The organism is Sphingomonas sp. GW821-FHT09B04, assembly GCF_059418285.1.
The window spans coordinates 1,046,336-1,067,919 of sequence record NZ_JBWKPO010000001.1 but is presented as its reverse complement, the minus strand read 5'-3'; the positions used below and the strand labels follow the sequence as shown (position 1 = coordinate 1,067,919).

Below are 21,584 nucleotides of genomic sequence, written 5' to 3'. Positions count from 1 at the left end.
GCACATTATTTGAGGATCGAGGACCCCGGCCAAAAACTTCTGGACCGCAGCTTGCGATGCTTCAGCGACAATTGCGAGCCACACGCGAAGACCAGAGCGTATGGGGACCTCAGATCAGCCCTCATCCAACGGCTATTCTTGCCGACCCCGCCGATATGATTGCCTGCGAGCCAGTTAGGCCTAAATTGTTTGAGCAATTTCTCGACAATGGCCAAACCTCCCAAGATAAATTACAAAAACAGGACGTAACAATGCCCACTCGCCATGCATTTCTACATATCGTGTTTTTGGCATTTACGACCCTTACGATTTTCATGCGCGACGCCCACGCGCAAGCTGGCCCCCCGCCGCAATTTGATTCGGTGAGTCCAGGGGGAGTTAGCTATAGTAATAGCGCATTTGTACTTTCCGAAACGGATCTGAAGATTGGACAGGGAGAATTTCCATACGCACTGATACTAGAGCGAACTTATCAGAGCAGCCAGGATCCCGAATCTACAGTTAGCCTGATCAGATCACAGGGCTGGTCTTCAAATTTGGGCATGAAATTTTCCCAGTCTCAAGAATACTCACCTTATGCGCGACATTTTTCTATAGACCCTAATTTCCAACCCTACCAAATATATAGCATATCCATAGCCAACAGAAGCAGGTCATTCTTCAATTCTACTAATTTGAAGTCAGGCCAGCAACCCGGCACTTATGTTCAGAGCAGCTCATCAAGCGGAGATTATCTAGAATGGGACGCTCCAAGCATGAGTTACATATACACCAGTGAAAAGGGAGACATTCTAAAGTTCGCCGGAGCCTTCGTGATCACTGAGTGGCTGGCTGCAGACGGGACAAAGCTCACATTTACGTATGATAATGCCGGCCGGCTAAAGAGCGTGTTCAGCAACCGGGGAATGGCTATATTGTTTGAACTTGGCGCCGTTACAGGAGGCTATTCTCTGACAAAGGCTTGCGCGGTAAACCTCGCGAACGTGCATGTGCTGCCAACGTCTCCGTGCCCAGCCGGTGTATCGACGGCAACCTATTCCTACAGATCAACGCCAGGAACCACACCGACATCGGCGGGGCCTATATTGGAGAGTGTCACAAACGCCGTCGGCGTAACGAACACTTACGGATATGACGCGCGAAGTCACTTGAATTGCGTGAAGCGTCCCGGGCAAAATACTTGTGAAGTATTCAATACATACAGCACATGTTATCGATGGCCGACGGAGCTATACGATCCTCCGCTCATGCATCTCTACGAGGCGGTTACAAGTCAAACCTTCGCATCTGGCGAGACACTCTCATACGACTATACCCCAGGCCTCTGCCCTCCTCGGACGCTGTTTTCATACCCCAATGGCGGCGAGCCCCGAACCGTCACGCGTGGCGATTCGGCGACCACGGCGGTCAAGGTCAACTCCTATGGAATGCTGACCTCCATCACCAACGAGATCGGACAAACCAGATTAATTACGTATGATGAATATAACAACCTTGGCGAACAGGTTGTTGGAGAGAATATTGTAAAGATTGTTGAGCCGGAAGGAAACATATTTGAGTATCAATACGATGCTCGCGGAAACCGAACTCAGACCAGAATGAAGGCCAAACCTTCATCGGGTGCGGCAGACATTGTAACCACCTCTACCTATGCGAGCACGTGCTCCAACAGAATTACCTGCAACAAGCCAACAAGCACTACCGATGCGCAGGGAAATAGCACGACATATACTTACGACAATTCTCATGGCGGCGTGCTCACCGAAGTCGGTCCTGCGGTGAACGGGATATCTCCCGTGAAGCGCTATGCGTACACTCAGCGCTCCGCCTGGCTGAAGAACGCGGGCGGGAGCTATACTCAGGCAGCCTCACCTGTCTGGCTTTTGGCGGAGGAGCGCACATGCCGAACGACTGCAACTATAGGCACCGCCTGTGCTGGCGGCGCATCTGACGAGATAGTCGTTAGCTATGATTATGGCCCGGATACCGGCGCTGTAGGCAATATCCTGCTTCTTAGGGGCAAGCTCGTGACCGCGAGCGGCGTCAGCGAGCGGAGCTGTTACGGCTATGATGCGAATGGCAACAAGACTTCGGAAACCAGCCCGCGCGCCGGTTTGACCAGCTGCTATTAAGGGGGACGCGATGCAACTCAGGATCATAGCATTGCCATGTGCCATCGCAGCGTTCTCGCCGAACGGGGCGGCCGCCCAGTCCTCTCCATCAGCGTTTACCACGACAAGTCGATATGATTTGGCGAACCGGCTCACCGGGGTCATTGCGCCCGACCCGGATGGCCCGGGCGGCAATGGTCGCCCGGCGGAGCGCTACTGGTACGACGCCGCCGGACGACTGAGCAAGATCGAAACGGGCACGTTGGCGGACTGGCAACCCGAGACGGTGACCCCTGCTGCATGGGTTGGATTCACGATCCTCACAAGGACGGAGACCAGCTACGACAATATGGGTCGGAAAGTTCGGGAGCAGATAGCGAAGGGCGCGGCCGGTACTGTTCGATCGCTGGCCCAATATAGCTATGATGCAGTAGGGCGCCTGGAGTGTTCAGCCGTGCGGATGAACCCCGCGGCATTCGACTCACTCCCGGCAAGCGCCTGCGTGCTGGGCCCGGAGGGAAGTACAGGCCCGGATCGGATCACGCGCAATTTCTACGATGCCGCTGGACAGTTGCTGAAGGTACAGAAGGCGGCCGGGACCGCCGTTCAGATCGACTATGCGCGCTACGAATACACCCCGAACGGCAAGCAGAAGGCGGTGATCGACGCCAACGGCAATCGTGCCCAATTCTCCTATGATGGATTTGACCGGCACGTGAAATGGGCCTTCCCCTCGAAGACGGTGGTCGGTGAGGTCAGCGCGGTAGACTACGAAGAATATGGCTACGACGCCAACAGCAACCGGACCAGCCTGCGCAAACGCGACGGGCGGACAATAGCGTACGGTTATGACGCGTTGAATCGGGTCACGAGTAAAACCTATCCGAGCGGCGGGGCGCGACCGGTCTACTATGCTTATGATCTGCGTGGGCTACAGATTATGGCGCGGTTCGACTCGCTGTCTGGTCAGGGCATCACGAATGCCTATGACGGGTTCGGGCGGCTCACCGCGACCACTGCGGTTACGACTCTCGGCACGACCGAGGTGATCCGGAATCTCAACTTCGTCAATGACGCGAATGGGAACCGCACACGCATTACTTATCCTGACAACCAATATGTAAGTGCTGCGTGGGACGGGCTCGATCGCTTCTACTTTCACAATATCGCAGGCGGAACCAATCTCAATTACGTCACCTACAATGCTGAAGGCGAGGCATCGACGCTGTTGCGGTGGGCCGCAGGCACCTGGGGGGCCTCAACGTCCTTCGGTTACAATGGCATGTCGCAACTAGTGTCCCATGGGCACTCGTTCCAAAACAGTACCGCCAATGTCACCACGTCGTTTAGCTACAATTCCGCGCGTCAGATCATCTCGCAAACCCGCGACAATATCGACTATCGGTTCGATGGGCATACGAATATCAATCGCGATTATACAAGTAATGGACTCAATCAGTACACGGCGGCAGGAAATACTTCCTTCAGCTACGACCTCAACGGCAATTTGACTGCGGAAGGGGCAAAATCATATACTTACGATATTGAAAACAGGCTGGTGAGCGCCAGTACGGGGACGATGCTCGTCACGCTCAGCTACGACCCGCTGGGTCGGCTCGCACAGGTCTCGACCTCAGCCGGCGCAACGACGCAGTTCCTGTACGACGGTGACGCACTGGTCGCCGAGTATGATGGGACAGGTGCAATGATAAAGCGTTACGTCCACGGCCCTGCGGTCGGCCGCGACGACCCGCTGGTCGAATATGCAGGTCCTGACGTCACCTCCCCTCGACATCTCATCGCCGACCACCTGGGGTCGATCATTGCGATCGCCGACAGCAACGGCAACCGCACTGCGGTGAACGGCTATGACGCATATGGCATCCCAAACGGGGTCATCAGCGGCGGCACGCCCAATACGGGGAGGTTCCAGTACACCGGCCAGGCTTGGATTCCCGAGCTGGGTATGTACTACTACAAGGCTCGCATCTACTCGCCCACGCTTGGCCGGTTCCTGCAGACCGATCCCGTCGGGTACGAGGATCAGATCAACCTATACGCCTATGTTGGCAATGACCCAATCAATGGACGCGATCCGACCGGAAAATGCCGGATAACGCGGGACGGGGTAGAGATAGGAATTTGTGGAAATACGACCGAAGCTCAAGACAAGGTGGATGCTCAGATAGAGAATAAAAACTCCATCGCAAAATCGGTCGAAGCATTAGCTGTCGCAAAGGGTGTAAGGGTTGGATTTGAGATAAGAGACGGCGACCCGAACTATCATGGTGGCAATTACGATCAAACCCGCGGTCAGGGCGGCACGATCACCTTCGATAAGGACGATATTGTTAGAATTGAAAATCCAGATGGATCCTCGCACTTCAGCTCAGATGCGGAGACCATTGAACATGAAATAAATAACGCAAAGAATCGCCTGGAGGGCGGTCAGCGCCAGGATATCGGGGACAAATTTGGACCAACCGATCATGGAGGCTCTATCGATGCTGAAAACCTGCTCCGCCAACGGTCTGGGATAGCATTCAGACGTCAAATAGGAGCGGACGGATCCATATTCAGCAGAAAAGCTCTTGATAAATCCAGATCATTTTCAATCAAATAGCAATGGTTTTAGGATTTCATATGATTGTATCAATCATCCTAGTCAGCTTGACGGTCGCCACTCATCCACACGAACCGGATATCGTGGAACAACAAGTGAATCTTTGCAGAAGACTTGATATATTGACACAAAGGCTCGCCCTCCCTGCCAAGACTAAAACGCTAAATAGCCACCCATTTGTAGACTACAAGGATTACAACGTATATTTTTCTAAGAACATGTTCTACGACAAGTCGAGTATTAAATACGATATTAGAAAGTATATACGAACAGAAACCACTTCTACGTACAGCTTTGAGTTGAGACATACCGGCGGAAAGCTGTACGCTAAGTGGTGGGAACGGCGTGGGGATGAGTTTAGAGACGGCGGATACATCGCGTGGCAGAAGGACAAATTCAAAGAAGTTTGCGTGTTCTAACCTTGACTAACATACCAAACTTCTGCGCGCTGCGACGCTGGCAAGCGGTCTTCACGATGAACTATGCGGCCTCCGCCCTGTTTGCCGGTCCCACGCAGCGATAGCCGTCACTGAGTTATGCGGCACTCCCGCCATTAGGGCGAAACGCATCGCCAGCCATCGTCTCGCCGTCCAGCATGTTCGCCGCTATCGGCGTCGACGCCGCAAAAACTTTCGCAAAGGGCGCGCGCTTCAATTCGACGAACTACTTCATTGAGGATGAAGAAAATTGCCCGGATGGTCAGACTGGAATCGGCTTTCGCTGGGCGCGAAAGACAGGCGTCATCTGGTTATTGTCGGTGCAGTCGGGGCGCATAGCATCGCGAAGTCCTCACTATGCTGTCCGAGCGATCGCACCCGGGCGCTACCGCAAGGTTTGGTGGTTTGCAGATGCCCAGAGCGGTATCGTCGTTCATCGCGTGGCGGGCAAAGGGCGCGATGCTGATGACAGTATCGCCGCGCCGCGAGTAATGCGTGAGCCGTAGCTCAATCATATGGCTTGCAAGATTACAGTGATTTATCGTGCGGCACGATGGACGGCTCACCTATTCTCTATTCGTTTCGGCGCTGTCCCTACGCAATCCGCGCGCGCTTGGCACTGCTTGCAAGCCACACGGTGTGCGTCATCCGCGAGGTCAAACTCTCTGCAAAGCCCGTCGAGATGCTTCTCGCGTCACCGAAAGCAACCGTGCCCGTACTGGTTCTGCCCGATGGCGCCGTCATCGAGCAGAGCCTCGACATTATGTGGTGGACGCTCGCGCGCTACGATCCGACAGGTTGGCTAGACCACGACAGCGCTCACCTGATCGAGGTCAATGATGGCCCGTTCAAACATCACCTCGACCGAGCCAAATATCCTGATCGCCACGGTTGCGATGCGGGTATGCACCGCGTGGCTTGCCTCGATCTACTTCGTTCACACGAGGAACGTCTGGCAACCAACCGCTATCTTTGCGGTGATGCCATGAGTCTGGCGGATGCGGCAGTCTTACCTTTCGTTCGGCAATTCGCGTCGATTGACCGCAGCTGGTTCGACGCTCAGCCTCTAACGCATGTCCGCCGCTGGCTCGACGGACTAGTCGCATCCGATCTGTTCAATACCGCAATGATGCGGCTTACACCATGGCGGGCCGGTGATCCGGACATATGCTTTCCTGCCAACCCCTGCGCTACGGTCGTAAGTGATACAGCGCCAGCCGGTTCGGAGATATCCTCGCAATCATAATATATCGAGCCAGCATCCTGGCAGCTCCCTCGGCTTCGCACTCCAAAATGTGGCATTGCCGCAGCAGGCCAGCGTCACCAGGAACCACCTCGATTCTGGCAACGAATAACGAATGAGGCACATCACATTGAGGGGCGAACGCTTGTTAGTGATGCTTTCGGGCTGCACAGGTGGCGGGAAGTCTACACTGCTGCTTGAGCTGGAGCGGCGTGGACATAATGTCGTCCGGGAGCTCGGCGGCTAATGCGATGTATTTTAGATTACGCGCAAGGGATGCGATCTGGACGCTGTGATGCGGGTATCGAGAATATGAATGCACTTTGCTGACCGCTTCTGCGATTGGATCAGTTGCCAGGCGTCGAGTGGTATCACACGGTCAATCCGCGCGCTGACGCCGAATTTCGGTGACTTCGGTTCTGTTACCCACGAACCTATAACGCACTTCCACTCCATCAGTTGAATGCGACTGAACTGCGTCCAGCCCAGATTTCGCTGATCTGAGATTCTTCCTGACCGTGTCCGCTTTGTCCGGTAGCGACCCTCAAAACGGACCGGTCTCTTACGGCCCAGATTCCGTCTTTCGGGCACTGAGCAGCTAGACGCCCGCTTTCGCGGACGGCACGCCAAAAGCCGTCTTTCTGCACGCCGCCTAAATTCAGCCGTTCATTCCGCTGCCGAGGCGATGTCCGCTTGCACGGTCTGGCGCTCAAGATTCGGTCAGGCCGCTACCGGGTCAAGAATCGCCGTTGCTTGGACTTAGGCTGAGTGAAGCCGAGGCGGGTGAGGGGCGAAAATGCGGGACGGAAACCGTCCTGTCCGGATTGACCACACTGCAGGTAAAGAACGCAAAACCGGGCCGTCATGCCGACGGTCAGCCACAAAGGCCCCTCCTAGCGACGTTATTGACCGGGATCTTTTACTGCGAGTTCGGCCTAGAAACGCTTGATCGATAGCACCTCGAAGGTCTGACGCAATGTCTCAGTCGAGCGGTCATAGTCGTTGAGCGCGAGCGCGGCGATCAGCGCATCGACCACGCAGAGTTGCGCGATCCGGCTTGCCATCGCCTCCGTCCGGAAACGGGTTTCGCGCGCCATCGTGAACAGCACGATATCGGCATAGGCCTGGATCGGCGAGCGCGCGAAGTTGGTGATCACGATCGTGCTTGCGCCCGCTTCCTTTGCCAGCCGGGTCGAGGCCACGGTCTCGTGCGTCGCACCGCTGTGCGAGATGGTGAGCACGGCGACATCGGGGTCGCAGCGTGACGCGCTGATCGCCTGGACGTGACTGTCGATCACCACCCGCGCATCGAGCCCGATGCGCATCATCCGATAATGCGTGTCCTCGGCGATCGGCGCCGACGAACCGATGCCGTAGATCTCGACGCGCTTCGCCTTGCGGATGATCCCCACGGCCTTGCCGAGTGCTTGCGGATCGAGCACCGACAGCGAGTCGCTCAGCGCCTGGATCCCCGAATGGAAGATCTTGCGGCAGATCGTGCCCATGTCGTCGTCGCGCGCGACATCCTCGTGGATGAACTGCACCGGTTGAACGATTTCGCGCGCGAGGCTGAGCTTCAGGTGCTGAAAGCCGGTCAGCCCGATACCACGGCAGAAGTTGATGACGCTGCCCTCGCTGACCCCGACTGCTTCGGACAGCTCGGTCACCGACATGCGAACGATCTCGTCGGGCTGGGCCAGGATATAGTCGGCGATGCGGCGCGCGCCCTTGGACATGGAAGGTTGCGCAATCCTCATTCTTGAAAGCGCATTTTCCACTGGCCCGGCATCGGCAGCCTTGCCCTGACCTTCGCCCCCATTGTCATCCAATTTGCGCATTTTTCTGCTTTGAGCCGCTTAGCCGCTGATCGGAATCACGATAGTCAGCACTGGCTTCCAGTTCAATATTGAACTGAACTCAAATTCTATATTCACAAAAATGATTCATATTCATTTTTGTGTCACAGGCTCTCCCTAGGCGGACCCGGCACGCCGCTGCGGTGCCGACATCGAATCGCCATTCCGGCGCGGGTCGGCCGCAGTCGCTGTGCACCGCTTCTCAAACGGGGGTTTCACCGTGCACATGCCTTCAACACTCCGCTCCGCATTTTGCCTTGGCCTGCTCGTGACCGCCAGCGCGCTCCCCGGCATCGCACACGCCAAGACCGATGGAGATACTGCCGAAACCGACCAGCGCTCCGACGAGGTCGTCGTCACCGGAAAGCAGGAAAAGCAGACCCCGCTCGCCGCGCAGGCCATCGAATTTGGCAACCAGGTACAGATCATCGATGCCCAGCAGATCGCGACGACAGGCGCGACCAATTTCGCCGAGATCGCGCAGTTCCTGATCAAGGGCGCCAATGTCGGCTACTCGCCGGATGAGGGCGAGTATACGATCCGCCTCGACGGCGGCAGCGATCGCGACACGCTGGTCGTGCTCGACGGCGTCCCGCTTTACGATCGCGGCCCCGCGCTCGAGGATATCTGGGGCACCACCACGATCGATCCGCACATGATCGAGCGGGTCGAAGTCTTCCGCGGGGGCAACAGCCTGTTCTTCGGAAGCAATGGCGGGATCGGCGTGATCAGCCTGGTCACCAAGCGCCCCGACGGAACCAGCAAGTTCGAGATCGGCGGCCAATATGGGTCGTTCAACACGCGTGAAATCTGGGGAAATGCAAGCTTCCCCCTCGATTCCGAAGGCCGCCACAGCGTGATGGTCTATGGCGGCACGATCCAGACCGACGGCCCGCGTATCTTCGCGCCTGAATCCTATGTCGACAATGTCGCCGCCGCCGGCGGCATCCAGAAATACCCGCTCAACCGCAGCAATATCGGCCTCAAATATCTGTGGAAGGTCGACGAGAAGAGCGAGTTCCGCATTGGCGGCCAGTACACCCAGATCGAGTTTCAGGATCCGTTCCCGGACAACGAGACCTATTCGCCCAATCGCGTGCGCTATCCGATCGTCGACTTCACGCTCGATCGCCGCTGGTCGGATCGGCTGTACACCGAGATTGCGGGCTATTGGAGCAACCCCCAACTCAACAACACCGAGACCTTTGCCGAGATCTGCAAGATCGCCACGGGCTGCCCCGACCCGTCGGGCGGCAAGCTGATCCCGTTCGGCAACGCCACCGGGAAATCAATCCCCTATCTCAATAAGGGGTTCGGCAAGGATTCGAAGGTCGGCGGTTTCCGCGAGCTGGGCTTCAACTTCCGCAACACGCTGACCCTGCCCAATTTGCTCGAGCTGGTCACGGGCGTGCAGATCGTCTCGTACAAGAACGACTCCGATCCGGTCTTCCCGATCTCGAACAAGGCGAACACGATCACCGGCCTCTATGCCGATCTGCGCCCTGTCATCCCCTTCAGTCCGGAGACGAAGCTGTCGCTGGCGGTCCGCACCGATTTCGCGGACAGCTTCGGGTCGCGCACGATCTGGAAATTCGGTTTCCGCCAGCCGGTCGGCGATTTCTACATCCGCGGCAATGGCGGCACATCCTACAGCCTGCCGCGCACCAACGAGCTGTTCCTCGAAACCCCGACCTCGATCGGCAACCCCAACCTCAAGACCGAGCAGACCGAAACCTTCAATGGCGGGATCGGCTTCACGAAGACGCTCGGCGACGTCCAGATCAATGCTGAAATCGGCGCCTTCCGCACCAACGTCACCGGCCGCATCCAGACCAAGCTGCCCAAGGACGCCGCCGAAGCCGCGGCTGCGGGTGTCATCAACTGGAAGCCCGGCCAGTCGATCTTCTTCAACAACACGCCGGTGACGGAGATTCGCGGCCTCACCGCCGATCTCGACGTCCTGATCGGCAAGAGCTTCTCGCTCAACGTCAACTTTACCCGGCAGAAGGCGCATCTCGCCGGCAGCGATCTGCAGATCAACGAGACGCCCGAGTATATGATCGGCGGCAACGTCGCCTGGCACAGCCCGGACAACCGGTTCCACCTGACGCTCTATCCGCGCTACCAGGGCCCCGAATATGCCACCGGCGGCGTCAACAACGCGCTGCGCCACAATTTCGGCAACTACTTCCTGCTCAACGGATCGATCGGCCTTTGGGTCGGGGACAAGCAGCAGCACCGGTTCCAGCTGCGCCTCGTCAACATCTTCGACGAGAAATATGCCGAGCGCTACGGCTACGGCAACATGCGCTTCAGCTCGGCGTTCATTCGCGGCGACATCAAGGTCAACACTCCGGCCTATTTCTACGGCTATGCGTTCGAGGGCAAGCCGCGCAGCATTTACGCCTCCTACACCACCAAATTCTGACGTTTCGGGCCGGTGCCGGAAACGGCGCCGGCTCGTGCGATCGCGAAGGATTCCGGTTCATGGCGCTGTCACAGCTCAAGCGTAGCGCGCACCCGTCCCGCCGGACGAGGGAGAGTGCGTATGCTGCAAAAGACGATCGCGATCGGACTGGCGGCGCTGCTCGCTGTCGGTGCCGGCTGGTTTGCGAAGACGCCGGGCACGCCGCCACCACCCGCGCTGCGCGTGCTCCTGATCCCCGCCGATGGCGGCACCGAGAGCGGGACGCTCGCGGACTATCGCCCCATCTTCAATGCGATCGCGCACCAGACCGGGCTTCGCTTCGACCTCAGGGTCGCGCAGTCCTATGGCGGGGTGGTTGAGGCGATGTGCAACAACGCCACCGACATCGCCTTTGTCGGCCCCGTCACCTATCTGCAGGCACGCGAGCGCCATTGCGCCGAGCTGCTTGCCGTCGCGGTCAAGGGCGGCCGCTCGGTCTATTATTCCGGGCTGTTCGTCCGCACCGACGCGCCGTTCCGGACGATCGGCGATCTGCGTGGCCACCGCGTGGCCTTCGGGGACCTCAACTCGACCGCGGCGTTCCTGTTTCCCGTCACCATGCTGATGGATGCGGGCATCGATCCGTCGCGCGACCTGTCCGAAGTGCGGATCGCGGGCTCGCATTCGGCGAGCCTCACCGCGTTGCTCGCGGGCAAGGTCGACACCGCGGCGCTCTCTTTCGAATCCTATGACAAGGCGGTGCGGGCCGATCTGCCCGGCGTCCGCAATGTCCGCGTGCTCGCGCGCAGCGAACCCATCCCCTACCCGCCGCTGATCCTGAGCACGCGCCTGCCCGCCGCGACGCGCGCGAAGCTGCGCGACGCCTTTGAAAAGATCAGCCACAGTCCGGGCGTCACCCCCGAGATGATCCGCGGCTATGGCGGCGCGCAGGTCGACGGCTACGACGCAGACGTCACGCCGGCGCATTTCCGGTCGGCCGAGATGAGGATGGCCCAGGTAAGCGGCCCGCTGAAGGCGGCGCTGCTGCGCAAGGCGGCGGAGCGCTAGACGCATGGAGGTCCGCTTCGATGATGTGACGGTGGCGTTCGGGGAGCTTATGGCCCTTGACCGCCTGACGCTGGAAATTCCGACGGGCCAGTTCTGTGCGATCCTTGGCGGTTCGGGCGCGGGCAAATCCAGTTTGCTGCGTTGCGTGAGCGGGTTGGAACACCTCAAAACCGGTCGCGTGACGATCGACGGCATTGCCCCCTCCGCGGCGCTTCGGCGACAGATCGGCGTGATTCCGCAAGCCTTCGGTCTGTCCGGCCGCGCGCGCGTCGCGACCAATGTCATGGCGGCACGGGCATCGCATGGACCACTCTGGCGCGCACTGACCGGCCGCTATCGAGTGGCGGACCGCGAGCGTGCGACTGATCTGCTTGCAGCGCTCGGTCTGGAGGAAGGCCAGCTCGCCTGCCGTACCGACGCGCTGTCGGGCGGCCAGCAACAGCGGATCGCGATCGCGCGCGCGCTGTTGCCCGCCCCCCGGCTGATCCTCGCGGACGAACCGGTGGCCAGCCTCGACCCCGCAACCGCCGAGCGCGCGCTGACCGTCCTGCGCGAAGAAGCGCGGCGGCGCGGCGCGACGATCCTGTGCACGCTTCACCAGCCCGAACTCGCGCGACGCTTCGCCGACCGGGTCATCACGATCGACCGTGGCACGATCGTTGAGACGATGCCCGCTTGCGATGCGAGGATGCGAGCATGACCAGCCCCGCCGGAACCTGGCGCTTTCCCCCGCTATTCGGGCATCGCACGCTCGCGATTCTGCTCGGTGCGCTGGCCGTCCTCTGGATCACCGCTCAACGCGTGGAAATTCCGCGCATGGTTGCACTTACCAGCGAAGCGGTGCTGGTGCCGCTGGGGCTGGCCGAGCGTTCGCAGGTTGGCGACGGGCTTGGCGCCACGCTGGGCCAGCTGGTGCCGATCCAGCTTTCGACCCGGCGTGAGATCGCGCGGATCGAGGGGTTCGACCCCAGCCGTCTGCCCCCGTTCGCGCATATCGAGACCGTCGAGACCCGTGTCGCCGAACTCAACCCCGATACGTTGCGCAGCGAGACCCGCACCGTCCGCACCGGCTGGCTGGTCGAACCGTTCGGCTATCTCTTCCTCGTCGCGGCGAAGATGCTCGAGACGATCGAGATCGCGCTCTGGGGAACGCTGTTCGCGGTCTCGATCGGCTGGCCGCTTGCCTTCATGGGCGCGCGCAACCTGACGCCGCACCCCGCGATCGGCGCGGGCGCGCGTGCCGTCGCCGCGTTCCTGCGGGCCATGCCCGAGCTGATCGCGGCGCTGTTCCTTGTCATCGCATTCGGCTTCGGGCCGATCGCCGGCGTGCTCGCGCTCGCCTTTCACTCCGCGGGCTTTCTCGGCAAATTCTATGCCGACGATATCGAGGATGCCGATCCGCGCCCGCAAGCCGCGCTCCAGGCGATGGGCGCGGGGCGGATCGCGACCTGGCGCTTTGCCATCCTGCCCGAAGTCCTGCCCCAGCATATCGCCTGCACGCTCTATGCACTCGATCGCAACGTTCGCATGGCGACGGTGATCGGACTCGTCGGCGCGGGCGGTATCGGACAGGAACTCAAGGGCCGCTTCGACCTGTACGAATATGGCCATGTCGGCACGATCCTGATCGCCATCTTTCTTGTCGTCCTGCTGCTCGATCTGATCGCCGCGCGCGCTCGGCGAGTCTGGCAGTGATCCTCTCATCCCCTTTACCTCCGGAGTACGAGCCATGAGCCAGTCGAGACGCGATTTCCTGAAAGTGGCTGGTGCCGCCGGGTCCGCCGCCGCCTTCCACGCCAGCATCGGCCGTGCACTTGCCATTCCAGCGAAGCGGACGACCGGCACGATCCGCGACGTGCGCCATATCGTCATCCTGATGCAGGAGAATCGCTCCTTCGACCATTATTTCGGGACAATGAAGGGCGTGCGCGGCTTTGGCGATCGCCATCCGATCCCGCTGCCCGGCGGCAAGACGGTGTGGGCGCAGAGCAACGGCGCGCGCGACCTGCCGCCCTTCCACCTCGACACCGCGACGACCAACGCGCTCAAGGTGCCGGGCACGCCGCACAGTTTCGCCGACGCGCAGGCGGCATGGAACCAGGGCAAGTTCGGGCTGTGGCCCAAGTTCAAGACCGATTACTCGATGGGCTATTACCGGCGCGAGGACATCCCCTTCCAGTTCGCACTCGCCGAAGCGTTCACGATCTGTGACGCCTATCACTGCTCGATCACCACCGGCACCGATCCCAACCGCATCGTGTTCTGGTCGGGTTCCAATTTCGACCCCGCCGTCGCCGCAAAGGGCATCAACTGCCGCGACGACCGGTCCGAACCCAATAATCTGCGCTGCTGGATCAAGGGCGCGCTGCCAGAGCCGGGCTATACCTATGCCGGCAATGCGCTCGAATGGGCGACGATCCCCGAAGTCCTCGAAGCCGCCGGGGTCGACTGGCGCATCTATCAGGACCCCAACGACAACTGGACCGGGGCGATGCACGGCGGCCTCGCGTTCAAGGGCTTCCGCGAAGCGGAACCGGGTTCACCGCTGTCCGAGCGCGGGATGTCGCATCATTCGCTCGAAAAGCTCGCCGAGGACGTGAAGAACGGCACGCTGCCCGCGGTCAGCTGGGTGCTGCCGCCCAAGGAATGGTCCGAACATCCCTCGGCCTCGACACCGATCGAGGGCGCCGAGTTCACCGCACGCGTGCTCGATACACTGACCGCCAATCCGGACGTCTGGGCGAGCACGGTGTTCTTCCAGACCTTTGACGAGAATGACGGGCTGTTCGATCACCTGCCGCCCTCGGCCCCGCCCTCCTACAACGCCGACGGTACGCTCGCGGGCAAGGCAACGCTGCCGCTGCCCGGCCATTATTTCGACGACCATGAGGACAAATATACCTCACGCGACGATACGATCACGGGCACCACCCGGCCCTTCGGACTTGGCCCGCGTGTGCCGATGTATGTGGTTTCACCGTGGAGCAAGGGCGGCTGGGTCAACAGCCAGGTCTTCGATCATACATCGGTCGGCCAGTTCATCGAAAAGCGCTTCGGCGTCACCCTCCCCGCGATCAGCCCCTGGCACCGCGCCGTCTGCGGCGACCTTACTTCATGCTTCGACTTCTCGAAGGCAGCGGACACGACCTTCCCGGCGTTGCCCGATGTCAGCGGATCGGCGGCGATCCTCGCGGCGCACCTCCAGCGCCGCAAGGCTCTGCCGCCACGCGAAGCAGAGGCGCTGTTCCAGGAAAAGGGTCTGCGGCGTTCACGCGGGCTGCCCTATGTGCTCCACGTCGATGCGCGGATCGATAAGGGACGCAACGCCATCGCGCTCGACTTCATCAACGAGGGCAAGGCGGGTGCGGTGTTCCACGTCTATGATCGGAACGCTCTGGAGCGCATTCCACGGCGCTACACCGTCGAGGCCGGCAAGCGCATCGACGACAGCTGGACCGCCGGATCCGATGGTGGATTCGACCTGTGGGTACTCGGACCCAACGGTTTTCACCGTGGTTTTCGCGGGACGCTCGACAGTGCTGCCGCCGCATCGCGTCTTGCTGCACGCTACGATATCAAGACTCACGCACTCACGATTGGTTTTGCATCTGACAGTTCCGGCACGGGCGAGGCTGTGATCGGGCATGATGCCTATGGTCCGTCAGCGACAAGGACAGTCGCACTTGCGGCCGGGCGCGTCACCGTCGAGCTCTGGAAACTGGCGAAGGATCATGGCTGGTACGACCTGATCGTCGCACAGCCAGGCATCGAAACCCGCCTTGCCGGCCGCGTCGAACATGGTGGCGACGGGATCAGTGATCCACTGATGTTTGCGTAGCAGGCTGTATGCAAATCGCGAGCGCCGCGGGCTTGGATTTGGACTACGCGCGCTCGATGGCTGGCTGCGCATCACGATCGGCGGCTCTGCTGGGAGCTAAGCAAAAAACCGCTCTCGAAGCCGGCCATCCGGCGCGGCGGCGGGCGCGCGCGTGCCGAGCGCCAGCCGCCGCCACGCCTCTCCGGCCGGGTCGGGCGTGCCACGCGGCTGACAAAGATCCTGCGAGCCCTGGAGGCTGCACAGCAGTCCGCCAGGGCGCGCTCAATCAACCGCGTTCAGTTTGCGTACGGCGCAAGTGAGATCAGATCGGCCCCATTCGAGCCATAACCATGAAGGAGCAGAACGAGCTTTTTGGGCGTTCCGCCGGAAAGCGGCTGAAGGCTTGAGCCGTTTACGATTTTGGTCATCTACAATCCGAATAAAGGTCGGTCAGAAGATGGCCACGCGGCACAGTGACGCAAGGTGAGGAAAGTCTGCGGATTTCAAACAATCGACGTTGCAGCAACGCATTTCCTCGGTTCAACGCAGCCGGGAACCGGTTCGGAAGTGACAGCTGCTCCGCCCTGTCGTCAAACCAGCCGATGCATCGACCGTTCCTGCGACGGGAATCGTGACAATCACCAATCGGAAATTCAGAGGTTCCGGTCCTGTCCTTGCGATGGACATTGCGCGTCGCCAGTTCGCAAGACTGTCAGAATCAGGTGATGTCATGAAGAAGATCGGCTTTCTGTCCTTTGGCCATTGGTCTGCCGCGCCCCACTCGGCGACGCGCTCGGCTAGCGATGTGCTGCTGCAATCGATCGACCTTGCGGTCGCAGCGGAGGAGCTGGGCGCCGACGGAGCCTATTTCCGGGTACATCATTTTGCCCGGCAGCTGGCCTCACCGTTCCCGCTGCTTGCCGCCGTGGGAGCCAAGACCAAGCGCATCGAGATCGGCACGGGCGTGATCGATATGCGCTACGAAAACCCGTTCTACACGGCCGAGGATGCCGGTGCCGCAGATCTGATCAGCGGCGGGCGCCTTCAGCTCGGCATCAGCCGGGGATCTCCAGAGCAGGTGATCGAGGGCTGGCGGCATTTCGGCTATGCGCCAGCCGCCGGGGAGAGCGACGCGGACATGGGCCGTCGCCATGCCAAAGTGTTCCTCGACCTGCTCAAGGGGGAAGGTTTTGCCCAACCCAATCCGCGTCCCATGTTCCCCAATCCGCCGGGGCTACTTCGGCTTGAGCCACACTCGGCAGGATTGCGCGAACGTATCTGGTGGGGCTCCGCATCGGATGCGACGGCAATATGGGCGGCCCAGCAGGGCATGAATTTACAAAGCTCTACGTTGAAGGCGGACGAGAGCGGGGAACCCTTTCACGTCCAGCAGGCGAAGCAAATCCGAACCTACCGCGCCGCGTGGCAAGCGGCAGGTCACGCCCATGAACCGCAGGTATCTGTCTCACGCTCAATCTTCGCGCTCACCAACGACGAGGACCGCGGCTATTTCGGGCGAGGCGATGATAATGATCAGATTGGCGTGATCGACAATATGCGCGCTGTGTTCGGCCGCTCCTATGCCGCCGAGCCGGACAAGCTGATCGAACAACTGCGCGCTGATGAAGCGATTGCCGAGGCCGATACCTTGCTCCTGACCGTCCCAAATCAGCTTGGTGTCGATTACAACGCACACGTACTCGAGAGCATTTTGACGCATGTCGCGCCGGCTTTGGGCTGGCGCTGAACCAAGAGCACAATGGGGTCAATACCCCCGCTCTCACCCCCATCATCGCATTTGTCAGCTACGCGCCCTAATTGCGGTCGTTCAGCCTGTCCGCAGGGAATCCCGAAAGCCGCCATTACGCAAATTGGTAATTTGGTAACGCACCCGTACCTAAGAATAGATTGGGGGGCATACGACCCAGAAGGGGAGAATGCCCATGGTATCGTGGAGCCGCTTGGCCCGGATCGGCACACGCCGGAAGCTCATCTTGTTGTCCAACGCCGCAGGGATCTCGGTCTGCGCGGCATCGCCCGCCTACGCCGACTGTGTCCTCACGCCGACCGCTGGCGACGACGTCTATGTCTGCGATAGTGGAACCGCGCCAGCCGGGCTCGCCGATCCAGGCGGGAACAACCGCCTAACCCTGCCAGGCGGCGGGAGCGGGACGATCAACGGCAACGTGACATTCGGTGGCGGCGCCGACGCCATTCTCGTCGCCTCTGGTCGGATCAACGGTGCGGTCGATCAGGGAGACGGGGCCGACCGGTTCGAGATCAGCGCAGGAATCGTCACGGGTCAGTTGCAGCAGGGTGAAGGTATCGACGACTTCATCATGACCGGGGGTGAGATCAACACGCTGAATCAGGGCGGCGCGCTCGACACCTTCTTTATGTCCGGCGGACGCATCGTCGATGCCTTTGACGATGGCGATCGTGCGGTGATGACCGGCGGCCGTATCGGCCGCGTCAACATGAAGCTGGCGGACAATTTGTTCGACATGTCGGGCGGCACGATCGACCGCAACCTCGTCGCTGGGTTCGGCAATGACACGATCATTGTGTCGGGCGGTACGATCGGTGGCAACATCAGCGTGTCCGGCGGCACCGACAACGTCACGGTTACCGGCGGATCGATCGGCGGCGACGTGCTGCTGAGCGTCGGCACCGACCGGTTCGTCTGGAACGGCGGCGGCGTGGTGCACGGCGCCGTCGATCTGGGCGGCGACAATGACAGCGCGCAACTCACCAATCTGACCGATGCCAATCTTGGCCGCAGCCCGCGGATCACCGGCGGCGAAGGAACCGATACCCTGACCTTCGCCAACGTCACGACCGGCAATGTCGCGCGGTTCGACGGCTGGGAGCGCATCGACGCGACCAGCGACACCGAACTGACCTTCGACCGTTTCCTGACGCTCGGCGATGCCGGGACCGGAACCGGCGTCTTCGCGCTCGATGCGTCGAGCACGATCTTCGGCGGCGGCATGCATGGCGGCATCGCCGCGTTCACCGCAGGCCAGCGTGCGCGGATGGTCAACGCGGGCCGCATCGACCTCACCAATGGCAGTGGCGGGCCGGAGGACCGCTTCACCGTGCGCGGCGACTATGTCGGCAACGGTGGACTTCTGCTGCTCAATACCGAGCTAGGCAATGACGCTTCGGCATCGGACAGGCTGGTGATCGATAACGGCTCGGCGACGGGGACGACCAGCGTCACGATCGCGAATGTTGGGGGGAGCGGGGCCGCAACGACGCAGAATGGCATCCTGGTGGTCGAGACGATCAACGGGGGGACGACTGCCAGCGGTGCCTTCTCGCTCAACCATCGTGTCGCGGTCGGCGCCTTCGAATATTATCTGTTCAAGGGCGGCGTTTCGGCGGGCACCACCGACAATTGGTATTTGCGCTCGACGCTGGTGACCCCGCCCGGCGCTACACCGCCGCCCGAGCCTGCCCCGGCTCCACCGGCGCTCACCCCGCTGCCGCCGCCACCCGCGCCGGCGCCGCCCGAACCGCCTGCGCCGCCGCCGCCGCCGACTCCGCCACCACCGCCACTTCCGCCCGAGCCGACCCCGATCGATCCCGATCCGGTCGATCCAGCGCCGCCGGTGACCGTGACCGACCCGGCACCGCCGCCGACACCTGCGCCACCGCCCGCACCTCCACCCGCGCCACCGCCGGCACCGCCCGAGCCGTCGGTAGAGTCCGCGCCGGTGCCTTCGCCCAATCCGGCAGTCGTGGTCGAGCCACCAACGCCTGGGGCAACGCCCGTTGTGGCGGAGGTCGTGCCGCTCTACCGCCCGGAGGTACCGGTTTATGTCTCCGCGGTGCCGATCGCACACCATCTCGCTGCGGCGACGCTCGGCACCTTCCATGAGCGCCGGGGCGAGCAGGGATTGCTTCGCGGCGGCGGAGTGCTGCCTGCAACCTGGGGGCGCGTATTCGCCGAAGCCAGCGAGATCGGCTGGAAGGGCGATGTTGCTCCCTCGTTCGATGGCGATCTCACCGGATTCCAGATCGGGCAGGATCTGGTCGGCTGGGGCGAGGAGGAGGGCGTCAACGCACGCCTTGGCGCTTTTGTCGGGCGAACGGGCACCGACGGCATCGTTCGCGGCCGCGCGCTGGGCTGGAACAACCTCACTGTCGGTCATGCCGACCTCAAGAGCACCAGTGCTGGCGGCTATGTCACTTTGGTGGGCGACAGCGGCTGGTATGTCGATGTGGTGGTGATGCGCAGCTGGTTCGACGGCGAGACCGTCGCCAGCACCGGGCTCGGCGTCGATGTCGACGGTCGCGGCTGGGCCGCCTCGCTCGAGGCAGGCTACCCGCTTGCGCTATCGGGCCGCTGGACGCTGGAGCCGCAAGCGCAGATCGTCTGGCAGCGGATCACGCTAGACGACGGCGCGGACTCATTCTCCACGATCGACTTTGCCGCGGGCCAATCATGGACCGGACGCCTCGGCCTGCGTCTCCAAGGGGACTATGGCGATGAGGAGCGGCGATTGCATCCCTATCTCCATGCCAGCCTGTGGAAGGGCCTATCCGGGAAACAGGACACCCGCTTTGGAGCCAACCCCATCCGCACCGAGCTCGATCGCAACGAAGCCGAGGTCGGGCTGGGTTTTGTCGCGCGCTTTGGCCGGAATGTCGCGATCCATGCAAAGGGCGATTACGGGTTCGAGGTCGATGGGCCGCGAACCCGCCGCTGGAGCGGGACAGCGGGTCTGACGATCGGCTGGTAGGGATACCAGGTGCCGCCGCAGGCTGATCGCATTGAACGATGACCGCGGTGGTGTTCGTGCCACGCTCCTGGATCGCGCTTGGGCTGCTCTGGAGGGGCCAGGCAGCCCCTAAGCCTCAGGGGCTGAAGATCAGGACAAGGAATACAAAGAACAGCGAGAGGTGCACCGCGCCCTCCAGCATCGTCGTACGCGTCCCCGAGAATGTCAGCGTGTTGAGCATGAGTGTCACGGCAAGAAGTACCATGTTCGCAGGGGATACGCCGAGGATCACAGGCTGGCCGGTGGCCAGGCCGATGAAAAGCACCACCGGCACCGTCAGGCCCAGCGTAGAGGTGGCGGCGCCCAGGCACAGGTTGATCGCGCGCGTCAGCTGATTGGCCGCAACCGCTTTCAGCGCGGAGATGCCTTCGGGCGTGAAGACGATCAGAGCGATCAGAATACCGCCCAGTGCAGGCGGGGCGCCGAGGACAGCTATGCCATGGTCGAGCAGCTTGGCGAGATGCTTGGAAAGCAGCACGATCGGCAGGATATTGATGACCAGCAATGCGATGCGCATTCTAGTCGTTCCCGGAGCACGTTGCTGACGCGGCAGCGGTCTCGCTACCGCGTCCTGCGCGTTTCCGCTGGCGGGCAGGAAGAACCCGCGATGCCTGCCCGTCTGGAGCCAGAGGAAACCTCCATAGAGTGCGATTGTGAAGGCGGAGAAGCTCAAGGCCTGCGGCAGTGAGAGCGCCCCCACGGCGCTCGATATCGTGAAGTTGGGCAGCACCAGCGCGATCACGCTGAGCGGAATGATGACTGCGAGATAGGCGCTTGCGCCCTGCAGATTATAGGTTTGTTGATGGAACCGCAGCCCGCCGACGAGCAGGCAAAGGCCGACGACGCCGTTGAGGACGATCATCAGCACGGCGAACATCGTGTCGCGGCCGAGCGTAGGTACATGCTGCGCGCTCAGCATCACAGCCGCGATCAGCGCGACCTCGATGATGACGATCGAGAGGGTCAGGACCAGCGTTCCAAGCGGTTCGCCTAGCCGCTCGGCCACTTCCTCGGCTTCATGAACCACGCCGAACGCCGCCCACAGGATCGCACCCAACAGCCAGATGAAGAGAAGGGCTGTGATCGCGGGATGCGTGCCGACCAGCCGGACGGGGTCGCCAGCATACATGGCCGCGACAGTTGTCCATGCCACCGCCAGCCGAAGAAGCGAGGATTTCATCAACTCTTCAACGAGCCCCGAAATTGAGAGTTGTCAACCGTTGCTGGAGATGGGC

The 21,584-nt window shown here is 61.0% G+C and carries 13 protein-coding genes; 11 read left to right on the top strand and 2 right to left on the bottom strand.

The window, feature by feature from the left end; translation table 11 throughout:
• Window positions 1–155: 155 nt before the first annotated feature.
• From AC07NK_RS05220 to AC07NK_RS05205, 4 genes are all read left to right on the top strand, one after another.
• Window positions 156–2,132 (top strand): hypothetical protein, encoded by a 1,977-nt coding sequence (locus AC07NK_RS05220; RefSeq protein WP_495169495.1) that lies wholly within the window; start codon window positions 156–158, stop codon window positions 2,130–2,132.
• Window positions 2,133–2,142: 10 nt separating this feature from the next.
• Window positions 2,143–4,734 (top strand): RHS repeat domain-containing protein, encoded by a 2,592-nt coding sequence (locus AC07NK_RS05215; protein WP_495169494.1) that lies wholly within the window; start codon window positions 2,143–2,145, stop codon window positions 4,732–4,734.
• A 595-nt stretch (window positions 4,735–5,329) separates the two neighbouring features.
• A complete protein-coding gene (locus AC07NK_RS05210) occupies window positions 5,330–5,677 on the top strand; it encodes a hypothetical protein (protein ID WP_495169493.1) in 348 nt (115 codons plus the stop codon).
• 47 nt (window positions 5,678–5,724) lie between these two features.
• Window positions 5,725–6,417, top strand: coding sequence for a glutathione S-transferase (locus AC07NK_RS05205; RefSeq protein ID WP_495169492.1), 693 nt, complete (start codon window positions 5,725–5,727; stop codon window positions 6,415–6,417).
• 932 nt (window positions 6,418–7,349) lie between these two features.
• On the opposite strand, the gene AC07NK_RS05200 is transcribed toward AC07NK_RS05205, so the two are convergent.
• Entirely contained in the window at window positions 7,350–8,252 is a 903-nt protein-coding gene (locus tag AC07NK_RS05200; RefSeq protein ID WP_495169491.1) for a MurR/RpiR family transcriptional regulator, read from the bottom strand.
• A 286-nt stretch (window positions 8,253–8,538) separates the two neighbouring features.
• On the opposite strand from AC07NK_RS05200, the gene AC07NK_RS05195 reads away from it, so the two are divergent.
• The 7 genes from AC07NK_RS05195 (at window position 8,539) to AC07NK_RS05165 (ending at window position 20,310) form a co-directional block, all read left to right on the top strand.
• A complete protein-coding gene (locus tag AC07NK_RS05195) occupies window positions 8,539–10,698 on the top strand; it encodes a TonB-dependent receptor plug domain-containing protein (RefSeq protein WP_495169490.1) in 2,160 nt (719 codons plus the stop codon).
• Between the two features lie 120 nt (window positions 10,699–10,818).
• A complete protein-coding gene (locus tag AC07NK_RS05190; RefSeq protein ID WP_495169489.1) occupies window positions 10,819–11,745 on the top strand; it encodes a phosphate/phosphite/phosphonate ABC transporter substrate-binding protein in 927 nt (308 codons plus the stop codon).
• 49 nt (window positions 11,746–11,794) lie between these two features.
• A complete protein-coding gene (locus AC07NK_RS05185; RefSeq protein ID WP_495169488.1) occupies window positions 11,795–12,445 on the top strand; it encodes a phosphonate ABC transporter ATP-binding protein in 651 nt (216 codons plus the stop codon).
• Entirely contained in the window at window positions 12,442–13,440 is a 999-nt protein-coding gene (phnE, locus tag AC07NK_RS05180; RefSeq protein WP_495169487.1) for a phosphonate ABC transporter, permease protein PhnE, read from the top strand. Before AC07NK_RS05185 ends, phnE begins: the two co-directional genes overlap by 4 nt.
• A gap of 34 nt (window positions 13,441–13,474) precedes the next feature.
• Entirely contained in the window at window positions 13,475–15,583 is a 2,109-nt protein-coding gene (locus AC07NK_RS05175) for a phosphocholine-specific phospholipase C (RefSeq protein WP_495169486.1), read from the top strand.
• Between the two features lie 709 nt (window positions 15,584–16,292).
• Entirely contained in the window at window positions 16,293–17,309 is a 1,017-nt protein-coding gene (locus AC07NK_RS05170) for an LLM class flavin-dependent oxidoreductase (protein WP_495169485.1), read from the top strand.
• A 250-nt stretch (window positions 17,310–17,559) separates the two neighbouring features.
• The gene (locus AC07NK_RS05165) at window positions 17,560–20,310 is read left to right on the top strand and encodes an autotransporter family protein (RefSeq protein WP_495169484.1); all 2,751 of its coding nucleotides are present in this window, start codon (window positions 17,560–17,562) and stop codon (window positions 20,308–20,310) included.
• A gap of 115 nt (window positions 20,311–20,425) precedes the next feature.
• On the opposite strand, the gene AC07NK_RS05160 is transcribed toward AC07NK_RS05165, so the two are convergent.
• Window positions 20,426–21,529: a calcium:cation antiporter gene (locus tag AC07NK_RS05160; RefSeq protein ID WP_495169483.1), complete on the bottom strand. Its 1,104-nt coding sequence runs from the start codon at window positions 21,527–21,529 to the stop codon at window positions 20,426–20,428.
• Window positions 21,530–21,584 lie beyond the last annotated feature (55 nt).